At 68.7% G+C, this 16,868-nt stretch carries 11 protein-coding genes; 6 read left to right on the forward strand and 5 right to left on the reverse strand.

Annotated elements, in window-relative coordinates; translation table 11 throughout:
- Window positions 1–16: 16 nt before the first annotated feature.
- Window positions 17–490 (reverse strand): YiaA/YiaB family inner membrane protein, encoded by a 474-nt coding sequence (locus AC5I49_RS15885; protein WP_012202471.1) that lies wholly within the window; start codon window positions 488–490, stop codon window positions 17–19.
- Window positions 491–800: 310 nt separating this feature from the next.
- Here AC5I49_RS15885 and AC5I49_RS15890 point away from each other — a divergent pair, with 310 nt between their 5' ends.
- The gene (locus tag AC5I49_RS15890; RefSeq protein WP_392451287.1) at window positions 801–1,985 is read left to right on the forward strand and encodes a saccharopine dehydrogenase family protein; all 1,185 of its coding nucleotides are present in this window, start codon (window positions 801–803) and stop codon (window positions 1,983–1,985) included.
- Here the strand turns inward: AC5I49_RS15890 and AC5I49_RS15895 are convergent.
- Window positions 1,982–3,946, reverse strand: coding sequence for an MFS transporter (locus AC5I49_RS15895; protein ID WP_392416351.1), 1,965 nt, complete (start codon window positions 3,944–3,946; stop codon window positions 1,982–1,984). The two genes, AC5I49_RS15890 and AC5I49_RS15895, sit on opposite strands and share 4 nt — an antisense overlap.
- An 11-nt stretch (window positions 3,947–3,957) precedes the next feature.
- Entirely contained in the window at window positions 3,958–4,782 is an 825-nt protein-coding gene (locus AC5I49_RS15900; RefSeq protein WP_016454494.1) for a hypothetical protein, read from the reverse strand.
- A 114-nt stretch (window positions 4,783–4,896) separates the two neighbouring features.
- On the opposite strand from AC5I49_RS15900, the gene AC5I49_RS15905 reads away from it, so the two are divergent.
- The 5 genes from AC5I49_RS15905 (at window position 4,897) to AC5I49_RS15925 (ending at window position 10,094) form a co-directional block, all read left to right on the forward strand.
- Window positions 4,897–5,637 carry a helix-turn-helix domain-containing protein gene (locus AC5I49_RS15905; protein ID WP_012202467.1) on the forward strand — a complete coding sequence of 247 codons (741 nt, stop codon included), beginning with the start codon at window positions 4,897–4,899 and terminating at the stop codon, window positions 5,635–5,637.
- 182 nt (window positions 5,638–5,819) lie between these two features.
- A complete protein-coding gene (locus AC5I49_RS15910; RefSeq protein WP_016450353.1) occupies window positions 5,820–6,209 on the forward strand; it encodes a YXWGXW repeat-containing protein in 390 nt (129 codons plus the stop codon).
- Between the two features lie 162 nt (window positions 6,210–6,371).
- Complete coding sequence (locus tag AC5I49_RS15915; RefSeq protein ID WP_017406536.1) at window positions 6,372–7,379, forward strand: Bug family tripartite tricarboxylate transporter substrate binding protein; 1,008 nt, start codon at window positions 6,372–6,374, stop codon at window positions 7,377–7,379.
- A gap of 65 nt (window positions 7,380–7,444) precedes the next feature.
- Complete coding sequence (locus tag AC5I49_RS15920) at window positions 7,445–8,926, forward strand: SidA/IucD/PvdA family monooxygenase (protein ID WP_495789596.1); 1,482 nt, start codon at window positions 7,445–7,447, stop codon at window positions 8,924–8,926.
- Between the two features lie 7 nt (window positions 8,927–8,933).
- The gene (locus AC5I49_RS15925; protein WP_495789597.1) at window positions 8,934–10,094 is read left to right on the forward strand and encodes a CMD domain-containing protein; all 1,161 of its coding nucleotides are present in this window, start codon (window positions 8,934–8,936) and stop codon (window positions 10,092–10,094) included.
- 136 nt (window positions 10,095–10,230) lie between these two features.
- Here AC5I49_RS15925 and AC5I49_RS15930 read toward each other — a convergent pair whose 3' ends face one another.
- Window positions 10,231–12,849: a PepSY domain-containing protein gene (locus tag AC5I49_RS15930; protein ID WP_495789598.1), complete on the reverse strand. Its 2,619-nt coding sequence runs from the start codon at window positions 12,847–12,849 to the stop codon at window positions 10,231–10,233.
- A 321-nt stretch (window positions 12,850–13,170) separates the two neighbouring features.
- Window positions 13,171–16,587: a beta strand repeat-containing protein gene (locus AC5I49_RS15935; protein ID WP_495789599.1), complete on the reverse strand. Its 3,417-nt coding sequence runs from the start codon at window positions 16,585–16,587 to the stop codon at window positions 13,171–13,173.
- Between the last annotated feature and the right edge of the window lie 281 nt (window positions 16,588–16,868).

The raw sequence follows: 16,868 nt of genomic DNA on the forward strand, positions 1-16,868 counted from the left end.
GGGGAAGGGGTGGACATCACTCGGCGTCGGCCGGTTGCGCGGCCTCGCGGCGGCCATGCATGCGGGCCTGCGCCAGGTCGGCCTCGTGGCGGTCACGCAGCATCTTGGCCAGCGTGAAGGCGGTGGTGATGAGATAGAGCCAGCTCACGCCCAGGAAGGCCTTGTAGGTCACGTTGATGTCCATGCTCACCAGCCCCCAGCCGGTCAGCGCCATGGACACGGCAAAGCCGCCCCAGACCACCAGCTTCCACATGGGCGTGTCGCCTGCGCCGCTGCGGCCGCCCTCGTTGTCCCGCACGAACTTGGCCAGCACGAAGGCGGCCGAGAGGCAGAACACATAGCCCATCACCATGAAGGCCTGCTCCAGCTGCTCGCCGGGCAGCCATGCCAGGCCGATGGCGCACAGCGAGACCGCAATGCCGAACGACACCCACACCTGCAGTTGCCAGGCCCGGGTATCACGCTGAACGACGATGGGAGAAGAGGACATTTGCCGAGGTGCCCCTCAAGGGCATTGGTTGAACACGGGACGCATGGTGCCCAGACGTAACTTGCGTGTCTGCATTCAACCGTAACAGTGGCCAGACACAGGCCATCGAGTATCTTCAAACGGTACTTTTCAAGTTTTTGACTGTTGTTTACACCCCAAAAAGTTCCTGCATGTGACACCAGCACACAGGACATCGGGCACGGCACCTGGGCGACAGGAACCCTGCGGCGCGCCACAGACAATGCGCCCACCCCGGCTGCAGTGCAGCGGGCAATCGCACGTTCGCCACGCTGATTGATGGAGATCTCCCATGACCAAACCCTTTGACCTCGTCGTCCACGGCGCCACCGGCTTCACGGGCCGGCTGGTGGTGGAGTACCTGCTCAGGCGCTACCCCGCAGGCAGCGGCCTGCGCTGGGCCATGGGCGGGCGCAATGCCGCCAAGCTCGCGGCCGTGCGCGACGAGCTGGGCGCGCCCGCCGATACCCCGCTGGTGGTGACCGACACCGGCAATCCCGCAAGCCTGCAGGCGCTGATGGAGCAGGCCCGCCTGGTGCTGACCACGGTGGGCCCCTACCAGCTCTACGGCAACGAACTAGTGGCCGCCTGCGCCCGCGCCGGCGTGGACTATGTGGACCTGTGCGGCGAGCCAGCGTGGATGCGCCAGATGATCGATGCCCACGAGGCCGCAGCCCGGGCCAGCGGCGCGCGCATCGTGTTCTCCTGCGGCTTCGATTCCATTCCCTTCGACCTGGGCGTGTTCATGCTGCAGCGAGAGATGCAGGCCCGCTTCGGCCAGCCCGCCCAGCGCGTGCGGGGCCGGGTGCGCAAGATGAAGGGCACCTTCTCGGGCGGCACGGCCGCCAGCCTCAAGGCCACCATGGCGGCGGCCGCCGCCCAGCCGGGCGTGCTGGATCTGCTGCGCAATCCGTTCTCGCTCACGCCGGGTTTCGAGGGCCCGCGCCAGCCCTCGGGCAGCAAGCCCATGGTGGACGAGGTGCTGGGCCTGTGGGTGGCGCCCTTCGTGATGGCGGCCATCAACACGCGCAACGTGCACCGCTCCAACTTTCTGCTGGGCCATGCCTATGGCGCCGACTTTGTCTACGACGAGATGATGGTCACAGGCGCGGGCGAAAAGGGCGAGGCCCTGGCCAACGCCGTGGCGGCCGACAAGTCGCTGGGCGCGGACGACGGCCCCAAGCCTGGCGAGGGGCCATCGCGCAAAGAGCGTGAATCGGGCTTCTACGACGTGCTGTTCATCGGCACCGACACGGCCGGCCACAGCCTGCGCGTGGGCGTCAAGGGCGACCGCGATCCGGGCTACGGCTCCACGTCCAAGATGATCACCGAGGCAGCCGTCTGCCTGCTGCAGGACGCCCCGGACACGCCCGGCGGCATCTGGACCACGGCGCCCGCCATGGGCAACGCGCTCATCGCCAGGCTCAAGGCCAATGCCGGCCTGAGCTTCACGGTGGAGGAACAGAACCCCTCTTAGGCCGCCAGCAGCCGCTGCACGCGCTCGCGCAGCAGCGCGGGCTGCACCTCGGCCTGGGCCATGGGCTGGCCCACGTTCAGGCCCACGCGGTTGAACAGGCCACGGCGGAAGGGACGCACCATGGCGCCGCCCTGCTCGATGCGGCTGAAGTACGAGCCCCAGAGATTGGTCAGCGCCATGGGGACCACGGGCACCTGCAGGCCATCGGCCTGGGCACGCTCGATGATCTTCATGATGCCGCCTCGGAACTCCTGCAGCTGCCCGTCGCGCGTGATGCCGCCCTCGGGGAAGATGGCCAGCAGGTCGCCCTCGCGCAGCACCTGGGCGGCGCGCTCGAACGCAGCCTCGTAGGTGGCGGGATCTTCCTTCTGGGGCGCGACCGGAATGGCCTTGGCCAGGCGGAACAGCCAGCCCAGCACGGGCACGCGGAAGATGCGGTGGTCCATCAGGAAGTAGATGGGCCGGGGGCTGGCGGCCATGAGCAGCACGGCATCGACAAAGCTCACATGGTTGCAGGCCAGGATGGCCGCGCCGGTGGCCGGAATGTGCTCGTCGCCCTGCACCTTGAAGCGGTACACGAAGCGCGAGGCCACCCAGGCCACGAAGCGCAGCAGGTACTCGGGCACCAGCAAGAAGATGTAGGCAGCCACCACGGCATTGGCAATGCCCGTGATCAGGAACACCTGGGGAATGCTGAAACCTGCGGCCAGCAGCGCGCCGGCCAGCACGCTGGAGGCGATCATGAACAGCGCGTTGAGGATGTTGTTGGCCGCGATGATGCGCGCGCGGTGCGTGGGCTGGCTGCGCATCTGGATCAGCGCGTACATGGGCACGCTGTAGATGCCGGCCGACAGGGCCAGCATGCCCAGGTCGGCCATCACGCGCCAGTGCGCGGGCTGGGCAAAAAAGGCACCCACGCCCATCAGCTCGGAAGCCGGCAGCGCGCGCGAGGCAAAGAACAGGTCCACGGCGAACACGCTCATGCCGATGGCGCCCAGCGGCACCAGGCCGATCTCCACATGGCGGCGGCTGAACACCTCGCACAGCAGCGAGCCCGTGCCGATGCCCACCGAGAACACCACCAGCAGCAGCGAGGCCACATGCTCGTCGCCATGCAGCACCTCCTTGGCAAAGCTGGGGAACTGGGCGAGGAACACGGCGCCGAAGAACCACATCCAGCTGATGCCCAGCAGCGAGCGGAACACGGCGGGCTGCTCGCGGGCCAGCTGCAGGTTGCGCCAGGTTTCGGTGAAGGGGTTCCAGTTGATGACCAGGTGCGGGTCGGTGGCCGGCGCATTGGGGATGAACTGCGCAAAGATCCGCCCGATCACCGCCAGCGCCAGGCAGGCCACGGCCACCTGCAGATGGCCGACCTCGGGCACGGCCACCAGCAGGCCGCCGGCCACGTTGCCCAGCAAGATGGCCACGAAGGTGCCCATCTCCACCATGCCGTTGCCGCCCGTCAGCTCGCGCTCGCTGAGCACCTGGGGCAGGTAGGCGAATTTCACGGGGCCGAACAGCGTGGAGTGCAGGCCCATCAGGAAGACGCAGCCCAGCAGCAAGGGCACATTGGCCTGGATGAAGCCCCAGGCGGCCAGCGCCATGATGGCGATCTCCAGGTTCTTGACCAGGCGGAACATGCGGGTCTTGTCCCACTTGTCCGTCAGCTGGCCCGAGGTGGCCGAGAACAGCAGGAACGGCAGGATGAACAGCGCCCCGATCACCAGCCCCGCCATGGCCGAAGGCAGCCAGGAGACGCTGAGCTGGTAGGTCACCATCACGGTGAGCGCGAACTTGAACAGGTTGTCGTTGGCCGCCCCCGAGAACTGCGTCCAGAAGAACGGCGCAAAGCGCCGCTGGCCCAGCAGGGCGAACTGGTTGGGGTGCTCGTGCGCGGCCGATGGCACGGCGCCGGCCGTTGCGGTGGGGGCAGACGGGCTGCCGGTCTCTTGCTGGAACATCTTGTCTTCCCTCAACGGTTGGTGGCGCCGCCGTGGCCGCACGCATCGGCGCACATTGTGCCCGTACTGGCCATGCGCGCCGTGCCGGCCGCACGCAGCGCGGTGATCACGGGCAGGGCGGCGGCCGCCGCCACCACATGCTTGAGGCTGTGGCCGGACACCAGCCCGGCTGTGGCCTCGAAGACGGCCGCATCGCCCCACTCCAGCAGCTTGGCCGCGCCATACCAGGCGATCACCACGCCCAGGCGCAGCGCCAGCGCGCCATGGCGCGGCGCCACGCAGGCCAGGCCCAGCACCGCCAGCATGCCGCCGCCCTGCACCAGCGCCCAGGGCAGCAGGTTGCCGCCATGCAGCCAGACCAGCACCGAGGCCACGGCGGCGACCAGCATGGCCACCGCGGCGCGCACGGCCACGCGGTCGGCAATGCGCGATTGCAGCGCCAGTCCCAGCATGCCGGCAAAGGCCATGGACATGCCCAGCCGGTCGCCGGCCAGGGTGGCATCGTGGGGGGCCCAGTGGTAGACGGACGAGCCTATGGCCGAACACGCCAGCCCCGTGAAGAACAGCGCGGCCAGCCAGCGCAGGGCCGGCGCCAGCGCTTGGCTACGCCGGTCCAGCAGCAGGCGCGCGCCCGCCACGGCGGCCCATGCAAAGCCCAGGTTGCTGAGCACATCCAGCGCATGGGGCAGCGGCCCCCAGGCGCGCTGGTCGGCAAACGCGTGAAAGCCCTGGGGCTGCGGCACTGCAGGGCCAATCAAGGCGGCCAGCAGCAGCAAGGCGGCGCCCCAGTACAGCGCGCGTAGGGCGGCGGCCGGTGAAATCAATGTGGATGGCATGTGTTGCTCCTCGTGGAAAGTGGCGCGGAGTGTGGCGAGCCATCGGCCCTTCCAGCATCGTTTTTCTGCACCCGCCGCGCAAACCAGCACCTCGGGTATCGATAATCGCTACCCATGAGCACCACTGCCGACCTTGTCATCGCCCTCAAGAAGGAACTCAAGGCCGCCCAGATGACCTATGCCGACCTGGCGCGCGCCCTGGGCATGGCCGAGTCCAGCGTCAAGCGCATGCTGGCCAAGGGCGACATGCCGCTGTCGCGCATCGATGCCATCTGCCGCGCGCTGAGCCTGGACTTCGCCGACCTGGCGCGCCGCGTGGCCGACAGCCAGCCGCTGCTGCAGGAGATGACGCCGGAGCAGGAGAACGCCGTGGTCGCCGACCGCAAGCTGCTGCTGATGGCCATCTGCGTGCTCAGCCAGTGGACGCTGGAGCAGATCGTGGCCACCTACCGCATGACCGAGGCCGAAGGCATCCGCTACCTGGCCCAGCTGGACCGCATCGGCATCATCGAGCTGCGCCCCGGCAACCGCTACCGGCTGCGCCTGGCCAAGACCTTCCGCTGGCGCGCGCGCGGGCCGGTGATGGAGTACTTCCGCGAGAACGCCGTGCTCGACTATTTCGGCGGCGGCTTCGACCAGCCGGGCGAGGGCATGCTGATGGTGCACGGCTCCATCGGCCGGCATCTGGCGCCCAGCTTCGTGGAACGCATACAGCGGCTGGCCCATGATTTTTCCCAGCAGCACCTGCAGGACCAGCGCCTGCCGCCCGGCCAGCGCGAGGGCTACACCCTGGTGCTGGCCATGCGCAGCTGGGAATTCACGGCGTTCACGGCCCTGAGAAGAGGCACTGTCTGACGGCGGCTGCAGGACGGCAGCCTGCGCTGCAGCGCCTGGCAACAAGGCTTCACCAAGGCGATACACAAGATTGCAAGACTTCGCGTCGCGGCAACCCGGGCTTGACGCAGCACTCGCACCATGCAGTCATGGATTCCCGTCACAGGGACTCCAGCCCGATGAACCAAGGACAAGGAGCCGCCATGATTTCCCTTCGCACACCGCTGATCGCCGCGACCGTGGCCCTGGCCGGATGGGCCGGGACCGCGCAGGCCCAGGCCAACGTGACCTACGCGGCGCCGGGTGCCGCCATCTCTGTGCAGTTCGGCGCGCCGCCCCCCATGCGCTACGAGGCCGTTCCGGCACCGCGCCGCGGCTATGTGTGGGCGCCGGGCTACTGGCGCCCGCAAGGCCACCGCCATGCCTGGGTGGCCGGCCACTGGGTCAAGGCGCGCCCCGGCTATGTGTACCGCCAGCCCGTGTGGTCGCAGCACGGTGGCCGCTGGGGCTACGCACCCGGCCGCTGGGACCGTGACCGCGACGGCGTGCCGGACCGCCATGACCGCCGCCCCAACAACCCCTACCGCCATTGAGGGGCGCTTGCGCCCGGCATGAAGCCCGCCCCATCGGCGGGCTTTTTGCTGAGCGCTGCGGCCATGCCCACACTGGCTTCATACCAACATATGCATATAAAAGTGGCTCATTAAGTTCTCAGGAAAATATGGGAATTGATTCACCGGATTTCCCTGCACACCATGCGCCCCTCGCTTTTCCGCTCCTGGATTCCCGCCGCCGCCGCGGCCCTGGCCGTCCTCGGCTCCACCGCAGCGGTGGCAGCCGATTCGGCGGCTTCGTGGCCGCACCAGCCCGTGACCATGATCCTGGGCTTCCCGGCAGGCTCGGGCGTGGACGTGATCGCGCGCGGCGTGCAGGAGCCGCTGTCCCAGCGCCTGGGCCAGCCCCTGATCATTGACTACAAGTCGGGTGCGGCCGGCAACATCGCCAGCGAGATCGTGGCGCGCGCCAAGCCGGACGGCTACACGCTGGCCTTCGGCACGGCGGCCACGCACGGCAGCAATGCGGCGCTTTACAAGAAGCTGCCGTTTGACGTGGAAACCGACTTCGTGCCGGTGGCGCCGCTGATCGATGTGTCCAACGTGCTGACCATCAATCCCAACGTGATCAACGTCAGGAACCTCAAGGAGTTCGTGGACGAGATCAAGGCCAACCCCGGCAAGTACAACTACGCCTCCACGGGCAACGGCGCGGGCACGCACATGGCCTTTGCAGAGTTCAATGCGCGCCTGGGGCTGAACATGGTCCACGTACCCTACAAGGGCGGCCCCGAGGCCATCACCTCGGTGCTGCGCGGCGAGACCTGCTGCATCATGAACCAGGTCCAGACCGTGCTGCCGCACTACAAGAGCGGCAAGGTGCGCCTGCTGGGCGTGACCACGGCCAAGCCCGTGGAAGTGATCAAGGAAGTGCCCACCATCGCCTCCAGCGGCCTGACGGGCACCAAGGGCTTCGACAGCTCGATCTGGTTCGGCATCTTCGCGCCCAAGGGCACGGACCCGGCCATCGTGGCCAAGCTCGGCCAGGCCGTGCGCGAGGTGCTGGAGCTGCCCGAGGTGCGTGCGCGCTTCGAGTCCCAGGGCAACGCCATCCGCATAGAGACGCCCGAGCAGTTCAAGAAAACCGTGCACAACGACCGCCTGAAATGGGCACAGGTGGTCAAAGACGCGAAAATCAGCATCGATTGATGCCGCGCGCGCCCGCAGGCCCTGCCCCGCTGGCGCGCCTTTCCTCGTGAGTTCCTGGTGAGTCTATGTCCCTGACCGAACCGGCAGCCGCGGCCCCTGCGGGCCTGGCTGCCCTTGAAGAACGCCTGCGCGACGACCTCGTCGCCCTGGGCTGGCCTGCCAAGGCCTGGATTCCTCCCTCCACCCGCGACGGCCAGCCCGTGCACGATGTCCTGGTCATCGGCGCCGGCCAGGCCGGCCTGGCCCTGTCGGCCGCGCTGTCCCAGTTGGGCATCGCGGCCGTTTTGCTGGACAAGGCCCCGCTGGACTTCGAAGGCCCCTGGGCCACGACGGCGCGCATGGAAACCCTGCGCTCGCCCAAGGAGCTGACCGGCCCCGCGCTGGGCCTGCCCTCGCTGACCTTCCGCGCCTGGTTCATCGCCCAATGGGGCCGCGAAGCCTGGGCCGCGCTGGACAAGATCCCGCGCCTGCAGTGGATGGACTACCTGCGCTGGTACCGCCGCGTGATGCGCTGCGACGTGCGCAACGGCCACCAGGTCACGGCCATCCGCCCGCAGGCCGACGGCACGGTCGAGGTCGATGTGACGGCCGATGGCGCCTCGCACACCTGGCTGGCGCGCCGCGTGGTGCTGGCCACGGGCCGCGACGGCCTGGGCGGCCCGCAGATCCCCGCCTTCATGCAGGGCGTGGACCGCAGCCGCTGGGCGCATTCCTCCGACGTGCTCGACTACAGCCGCCTGGCAGGCCTGCACGTGGGCGTGGTGGGCGCGGGCTCGTCGGCCATGGACAGCGCGGCCACCGCGCTGGAGAACGGCGCCGCCAGCGTGGACCTGCTGGTGCGCCGCAGCGACCTGCCGCGCATCAACAAATCCAAGGGCTCGGGCACGCCCGGCCTCACGCACGGCCAGTTCCTGCTGCCCGACGCCTGGAAATGGCGCATACGCCACTACATCAACGTGCAGCAGGTGCCACCGCCGCACGGCAGCACGCTGCGCGTCTCGCGCCACGCCAACGCCCACTTCAGCCTGGGCTGCGCCGTGCAGAAGGTGGAGCAGGCAGGCGACAAGCTGCGCGTGAGCACGCCGCGCGGCGTGTTCGTGCTGGACTTCCTGATCGTCTCCACCGGCTTTGCCATCGACTGGCGCCAGCGCCCCGAGTTCGCCGACCTGGCGCCCCATGTGCGCATCTGGAGCGACCGCTTCGTGCCCGAGGCGGGTGCCGAGGACCAGGAACTGTCGGACTCGCCCGACCTGGGCCCGCTGTTCGAGTTCCAGGAAAAGACGCCCGGCGCCCTGCCCGGCCTGGACCATGTGCACTGCTTTTGCTATCCGGCCGCGCTGTCGCACGGCACGGTGTCGGGTGATATCCCCGCCATCAGCGACGGCGCGCGCAAGCTGGCCCAGGGCCTGGCCTCGCTGTTCTACCGCGAGGACCTGGAACACCACTACGCCCAGCTGCAGTCCTATTCCGAGCCCGAGCTCGACGGCAGCGAATGGACGCCCGCCGACCCCGAAGCCCGCGTGCGGGCCCTGGCAGACAAGACCTGAGATACCCATGACCACCGCCAACGACACCATCGACCGCCTGGCCGGCCTGACCGACCAGTCCCCCGTTTTCGCCACGCGCCGCCAGCGCGACAAGGTGGCCATCGCCACCCAGGCCTGCGAGGACCTGCTGCTGGGCGACGGCCTGGCCGACAGCCTGTCGCGCGCCGAGCGCCTGGTGCTGGCCAGCGAGCAATGCCGCGTCAGCGGCGTCCAGGCCCTGGCCGATGAATACCGCCAGCGTGCCGAGTCCCTGGGCGACGCCCTGACGCCCGCGCTGCGCACCGTGCTGGCCCAGCCCGGCGCCCAGACCGGCAACGCCCGCCTGGATGCGGCCCTGCACTTTGTGCGCACCCTGGCCCTGCACCCGGCCGAGAGCGACCGCGCGGCCCTGCTGGCCATGCCCGAGTCCGGCCTGTCCATCGACGACACCGTGCTGGTGGCCCAGCTGGTGGGTTTCATCGCCTACCAGTTGCGCCTGTTCGCGGGCGTGCAGGCCATGGTCGCGCTGGGCGGCCAGGCCAGCACGCCGGCTGCCGAAGCCGCCGCCGCACCCTTCGTGCACCCCGCCAACCTGCCGCCACCGGGCGAGCCGCTGCGCCGCAACGGCTACACCAGCGAAACGCTGGACTGGACGTCCTGGCTGCCCGTGCTCGACCCCGCCACGGCCACGGCCGAGCAGCAGGCCGTGCTGGACCTGAGCCACCCCAAGGCGCGCACGTCGGACTTCTACCTGCTGCTGGCCCGCCAGCCGCGCGTGCTGTCGGAGCGCTCGCAGGCCTTCAACGCCATCATGTACGCGCCCGGCGGCCTGTCGCGCGCCGAGCGCGAGGTGGCGGCCACGGCCGTCTCGCGCTCCAACGGCTGCGTGTACTGCGCATCGGTCCACGCCCAGCGCTTCGAGCAGCTGGCCAAGCGCAAGGATGTCATGGCCCAGATGTTCGACGACCCGGACACGGCCGGCACCAATGCGCGCGAACGCGCCATCATCCAGTCCTCGCTGGCCCTGACGCGCGCACCGGGCAGCTTTGGCGCAGCCCAGCTGCAGCCGCTGCGCGATGCCGGCCTCACGGACCAGGAAATCCTGGACATGCTGCATTCGGCCGCGCTGTTCGGCTGGGCGAACCGGTTGATGCTCAATCTCGGGAAGGAAAAGTACATCACCCCCTGAGGCGCTTACGCGCCTTCCCCCTCTCTCGCTACGCGGGAGGGGGACGACAGCCTCGCTGCGGGGCGGCCCTTGCTTGCTGTCCCCTGCTTTGGGGCCGCGCCGGTTTTATCCGCTACGTCCAGCATGCGCACCACGTTCAGTACACATCTCTTCTGTAACGGCCTTCGACGATCAGGTCTTCGACGGCGGTAGCGCCCAGGATGTCGGCCAGCGCGGCATCGACGCCTGCGGCCATGCCGTCGGCGCTGCCGCAGACGTAGAGCACGGCGCCGTCGGCGATCCAGTCGCGCAGGGGTTCGGCGGCTTCGCGCAGGGCATCCTGCACGTAGCGGCGCCGGGCCTGGTCGCGGGAGTAGATGAAGTCGGCGCGCTGCAGCTTGCCTGCGGCCAGCCAGCCGGAGACCTCGGCCTCGCAGTACCCGTCATGGGCCCGCTGGCGTTCGCCGAACAGCAGCCAGTTGCGGTGGCGGCCTGCGTGCATGCGCGCCAGCAGGTGGCCGCGCAGGCCGGCATAGCCGGAGCCGTTGCCGATGAAGATGGCCGGAGCGTCGGGCTCGGCACCTGCCTCTTCACGCGGCTCGAAGGCGCGGTTTTCCACCAGTCTCATGGCCACGGAGGTGCCCCGGGCCGCATGCGCCGTCAGCCAGCCCGACGCCACGCCCAGGCCGCCGTCATGGCGGGCCTGGCGCACCAGCAGCCGCACATGGCCGTCCTGCGGCAGCGAGGCGACCGAGTAGCTGCGCGGCAGCAGGGGCCGCAGCGCATCGGCCACGGCCTGGGGCGCGGTGCCGGGGGCGATGTCGCCCGGGGCCGGCAGCACGCTGGCGGCCAGCGCCTCGGCCAGCGTGCAGGTCTGCTGGCGCCATTGCACGGGGGCCGAACCATCACATTCCTGGACGGCCAGCCAGGCCTGCACGGTGGCTGCGCCATGGCGTGGCAGCACCTCGGCCAGCGCACCAGCCCGCCACAGCGGGGCCACGCCTTCGGGCGGTGCCAAGTCCAGCACATAAAGCCCTGCGCCCTGGCTGCCCGCGTTGCACAGGCTGCGCGCCTGCAGCGGCCATGCGGCAAAGGCCGTGGCATCGGCAAGCGGTTCCGCCGAAGACGCAGGCAGGGCATCGCACACGGGCAGCACGGCGCCGAAATGCCCTGCCAGCGCCTGCTGCCAGGCATGCCAGGCCTGGGCGTCCTCGCCATCCATCTCGATCAGCGGAAACACGGGCTGTGCGCCCAGGCGGCGCAGTTGGTGGTCCAGTGCATGGCCAAAGCCGCAGAAGGCCGCGTACTGCCGATCGCCCAACGCCAGCAGGCCGTATTGCAGGTGCGGCAGGGCCGAGCCCGAGGCCGCGCCCAGCAGGCGGGCAAAGCGGCGCGCGGCATCCGGCGGGTCGCCTTCGCCAAAGGTGCTGGCCACGAAGAGCACGCGCCGGTGGTGGCGCAGTTGCTCGGCATCCAGCGCCGCCACGGATTGCAGGCTGGCCGCCATGCCTGCGCCGCGCAACGCAGCCACGGTGGCCACGGCCAGGCGCTCGGCGCGGCCGGCCTGGCTGGCGAAGGCGACCAGCACGGTGTCCTGGCCTGCAGGCGCGGACGGTGGCGGGTCCGCCATCAGCGCCTGGCGCTCCTTGGCCAGGGCGCGCGCCTTGCGCCGGCGGTCCAGGTAGAGCATCCAGCCCGTGATGGCGAACAGGGGCATGATCAGCGAGGCCAGCGTCATGAAGATGCGCCCCGGCATGCCGAAATAAGTGCCCATGTGCAGCGGGTAGATGGCGCCCACGGCGCGGCGGCCCGTGGGCAGGTCGGCATAGCGCTCGTCGCGCTGCACCGTGCCATCGGGCAGCAACGCCATCTGGTTGCGCGCGCGCTCATGGGCGGCATCGGCATCCAGCCAGCTGATCTGCAGGGGTTGGCCCGCGCGCTCGGGCAGGCGCAACTGGGCGAACTGCCAGCCATGGGCGATGCGCTCGAAGGCGGCCCAGCCGGGCGCGATGTCGATGGGCTGCTGCGCGCCAGTCGGCTCAGGCCGGCCGCCACCGGGTTTCGAGGACGGCGCCGCGGGAGCGGCCACACGCGGCGGCACGCCGGCCCAGCCGTCCACCGTGCTGCGCACCACGCCAAAGGCCCAGTACATGCCGGTGCAGGTGAACACCACATAGGCCACCAGGGCCCAGGTGCCCGCCACCGAGTGCAGGCCCCAGAGGAAGGAGCGGCCCTTGAGCGCCGGGTCGAAGGTCAGCCAGATGCGCCAGGACAGCGGCCGGCGCGGCCAGCGCAGGTACAGGCCCGACAGCGACAGCATCAGCAGCAGGCAGGCCAGCGTGCCCGTGATGGGCTTGCCGTCATCGCGCGACAGCAGCAGCCAGCGGTGCAGGCGCTCCACCCATTCGAAGAACTCCGTGCCGTGCTGCTCAGGCAGCTGCGCGCCCGTGTAGGGATCGACAAAGACTGTCTGGCCCCGGCGCTGGCCGGCCGGTGGCTTGAAGGCCACCTGGGCCGAGCGGCCGGGCTCGGCAAAGACGGTGATGCGCTGGACCACGCGCTGCTCGCCGGCCTCGCGCAGCGCCTGCGCAATCTGCGGCGGCGCCAGCGGTGGGTCATCGCGCGCGGGCACGGAGGCAGTGCCGGGATTCATCCATCCCAGGATTTCCTCATGGAACGAGAACACCGCGCCCGACAGCCCGATGACGATGAGCACCGTGCCGGCCGTAATGCCGACGAACCAGTGCAACTGGAACCAGATTTTCTTGAAAGTCATGGGGAGCAGGCGGCGGCGTTCAGCGGTCCATCACGGTGCGCAACGGAACATCAGGACAGAACGGTGCATGGAAGGCAGGCGTGCAGGAATGAAGGGGCCAGGCGCCTGTGCGTCGGCCGGGACCCAGGGATGCAAGGCACCCATCAGCGCGAAATTCTAAATTGTTCTCATTTACGGCGTGTTGCACGCGCGATAGGCCCGCAAGGCGGCCTGGGGTTTCGTGCAGGCTTGAGCCGCCGGGATGCAGCGCCTCTACCCAATGGAAATCGCCTGCCGAAACAGGTTCGGCAGGCGATGGTTCAGCGCCTCTTCAACCGTGTGTCAACCGCGTCTGCGGCGCAGATTCCACAGGCCTGCAGCCAGCATCAGCAGCATGGCCATGGCGAGCATGCGCGGTTCGAGCGCAGGGATCGGCCGGGCACCCGGTGCCGCACCCACACGCGCCGGACCGCTGGGATCCACGATCACGCCATTGGCTGCGCGATCGTCATCACCCTGGCCGCCATCGGTGACCACCACCGAGGTCGTATTGCCCGACACCACCGCACCCGCAGGCTGATACCAGGAGTCCGCCGCCCCTGCGGACGCTGGACCGAACTTCCAGTACGCCATGCCGGTCACCGGCCCCGGCCAGGTGACGCTGACCGTGATCGAGCTGCTGGGCGTACAGCCGCGGGCCACGAAGTGCACATTGCCGTACGGGAAGCTCAACTGGCCCGGCGCACCCGCCGCAGCCGCGACGAAGGACGACTGCGACACATCGAACCCGCAGCCCGCGCCACCACCGCTCAAGGTCGCCGTGGCATTGCCTGCCCCGGTGGCTGTCGGACCCGTGAAGGTCGTTCCGAGCACGTTGAGCGAAGTCGTTGTGGCAGGTCCGGTATTGCCATTGCCGGGGTTGGTCTGGGTCGCGCTGATCGTGTGCAGACCCGGCGTCGGCAAGCCGCCGCCTGGCGTGCAGCTCCACGTCTGATCGGCCGCGACGATTGCCGTACACAGCGTCGTCGAGCCATCCTTCACCGTGATCGTGTAGCCCGGCGTGCCGGTGCCGGATATCTGCGGATAACCTCCCACCGTGGTCGGCGAAACCGTCAGCGTCGGAGCCACCGGCACCTGCGTGCTGGGAGTGACCGGCGTTGCTGGTGTCGATGCACAGTTCACAGTGCAACCGGCCGTCGGATTGACGGGGCTGATGCCGCCCGATGGATCGTAGGAAGCCGTGTTCGTGCTCGAACCCACCGCCGTCGGAACAGCCGGCAAGTTGAAGCTGGTGCTGCCACCGGCCGCCACTGCCGCAGTGAAGTTCACCGTGCAAGACAGGATCGCCGTGCCATTGCCCATGAAGGGGAAGGTATTAGGCGTGCAGGTCGCGCTGGCCACGTTCGCACCGGTCGGCACTCCTGTGATGCTGATACCCGCAGGCACCAGGTCCTTGATGGTCACGCTGGTGGCGGGACCGAAGGCTCCAGCCGCATTCGCTACCGTGAAGGCGTAGTTGAACGCAGTCCCCACAGCCAGGCTGCCGGGGTTGGCCTTGGTGACCGTCAACGCAGGCGTACCCGGCGTGACTGGAGTCACCGGTGTGGAAGCGCAGTCTGTCGTGCAACCGGCCGTCGGATTGACCGGGTTGATGCCACCCGACGGATCGTAGGAAGCCGTGTTCGTGCTCGAGCCCACCGCTGTCGGCACAGCTGGCAGGTTGAAGCTGGTGGTGCCACCGGCTGCCACTGCCGCCGTGAAGTTCACCGTACACGTCAGCACGGAGCTGCCATTACCCGCAAACGGGAAGGTGTTGGGCGTGCAGGTCGCACTGGCCACGTTTGCACCAGTCGGCACGCCCGTGATGCTGATGCCTGCCGGTACCAGATCCTTGATGGTCACGCTGGTGGCAGGACCGAAGGCACTGGCAGCGTTGGACACGGAGAACGCGTAGTTGAACGCAGTCCCCACGGCCAGACTGCCAGGGTTGGCCTTGGTGACCGTCAGCGCTGGCGTACCAGGCGTGACCGGAGTCACCGGCGTGGAAGCGCAGTCTGTCGTGCAACCCGCCGTCGGATTGACCGGGCTGATGCCGCCCGACGGATCGTAGGAGGCCGTGTTCGTGCTCGAACCCACAGCCGTCGGCACAGCCGGCAGGTTAAAGCTGGTGTTGCCACCCGCCGCCACTGCCGCAGTGAAGTTCACCGTACACGTCAGCACGGAACTGCCATTGCCCGCAAACGGGAAGGTGTTGGGCGTGCAGGTCGCACTAGCCACGTTTGCGCCGGTCGGCACGCCCGTGATGCTGATACCCGCAGGCACCAGGTCCTTGATGGTCACGCTGGTGGCGGGACCGAAGGCTCCAGCCGCATTCGCTACCGTGAAGGCGTAGTTGAACGCAGTCCCCACAGCCAGGCTGCCGGGGTTGGCCTTGGTGACCGTCAGCGCTGGCGTACCAGGGGTCACCGGCGTGGAAGGCGTCGATGCGCAATCCGTCGTGCAACCGGCCGTCGGATTGACGGGGCTGATGCCGCCCGACGGATCGTAGGAAGCCGTGTTCGTGCTCGAACCCACCGCCGTCGGCACTGCCGGCAGGTTGAAGCTGGTGGTGCCACCGGCCGCCACTGCCGCCGTGAAGTTCACCGTGCACGTCAACACGGAGCTGCCATTACCCGCAAACGGGAAGGTGTTGGGCGTGCAGGTCGCACTGGCCACGTTCGCGCCGGTCGGCACGCCCGTGATGCTGATGCCTGCCGGCACCAGGTCCTTGATGGTCACGCTGGTGGCAGGACCAAACGCTCCAGCGGCGTTGGACACGGAGAACGCGTAGTTGAACGCAGTCCCCACAGCCAGGCTGCCGGGGTTGGCCTTCGTGACCGTCAACGCAGGCGTGCCTGGCGTGACGGGCGTGGAAGGCGTCGATGCGCAATCCGTCGTGCAACCAGCCGTCGGATTGACAGGGCTGATGCCGCCCGACGGATCGTAGGAAGCCGTGTTCGTACTCGAGCCCACAGCCGTCGGAACAGCCGGCAGATTGAAGCTGGTGCTGCCCCCGGCTGCGACCGAGGTCGTGAAGTTCACTGTACAAGTCAGCACGGAGCTGCCGTTACCCGCAAACGGGAAGGTGTTGGGCGTGCAGGTCGCGCTGGCCACGTTCGCGCCGGTTGGCACGCCCGTGATGCTGATCCCCGCAGGCACCAGGTCCTTGATGGTCACGCTGGTGGCGGGACCAAAGGCACTGGCCGCATTCGCTACCGTGAAGGCGTAGTTGAACGCAGTCCCCACAGCCAAGCTACCGGGGTTGGCTTTGGTGACCGTCAGCGCAGGCGTACCAGGCGTGACCGGTGTGGTGGGTGTCGACGCGCAGTCTGTTGTGCACCCTGCCGTCGGATTGACAGGGTTGATGCCACCCGACGGATCGTAGGAGGCCGTGTTCGTGCTCGAGCCCACCGCCGTCGGAACAGCCGGCAGATTGAAGCTGGTGGTGCCACCGGCCGCCACCGGCGTGGTGAAGCTCACCGTACAAGTCAGCACGGCGCTGCCATTACCCGCAAACGGGAAGGTGTTGGGCGTGCAGGTCGCACTGGCCACGTTCGCACCGCTCGGCACGCCCGTGATGCTGATACCCGCAGGCACCAGGTCCTTGATGGTCACGCTGGTGGCGGGACCAAAGGCACTGGCCGCATTGGACACGGAGAACGCGTAGTTGAACGGCGTGCCCACAGCCAGGCTGCCGGGATTGGCCTTGGTGACCGTCAACGCTGGCGTGCCTGGCGTCACCGGAGTCACCGGTGTGGAAGCGCAGTCTGTCGTGCACCCTGCCGTCGGATTGACGGGGCTGATGCCGCCCGACGGATCGTAGGAAGCCGTGTTCGTGCTCGAACCCACAGCAGTTGGCACAGCCGGCAGATTGAAGCCGGTGTTGCCACCCGCTGCGACCGAAGCCGTGAAGTTCACCGTACACGTCAGCACAGTGCTGCCATTGCCCGCAAACGGGAAGGTGTTGGGCGTGCAGGTCGCGCTGGCCACATTGGCACCAG

Source organism: Delftia sp. (genome assembly GCF_059499305.1).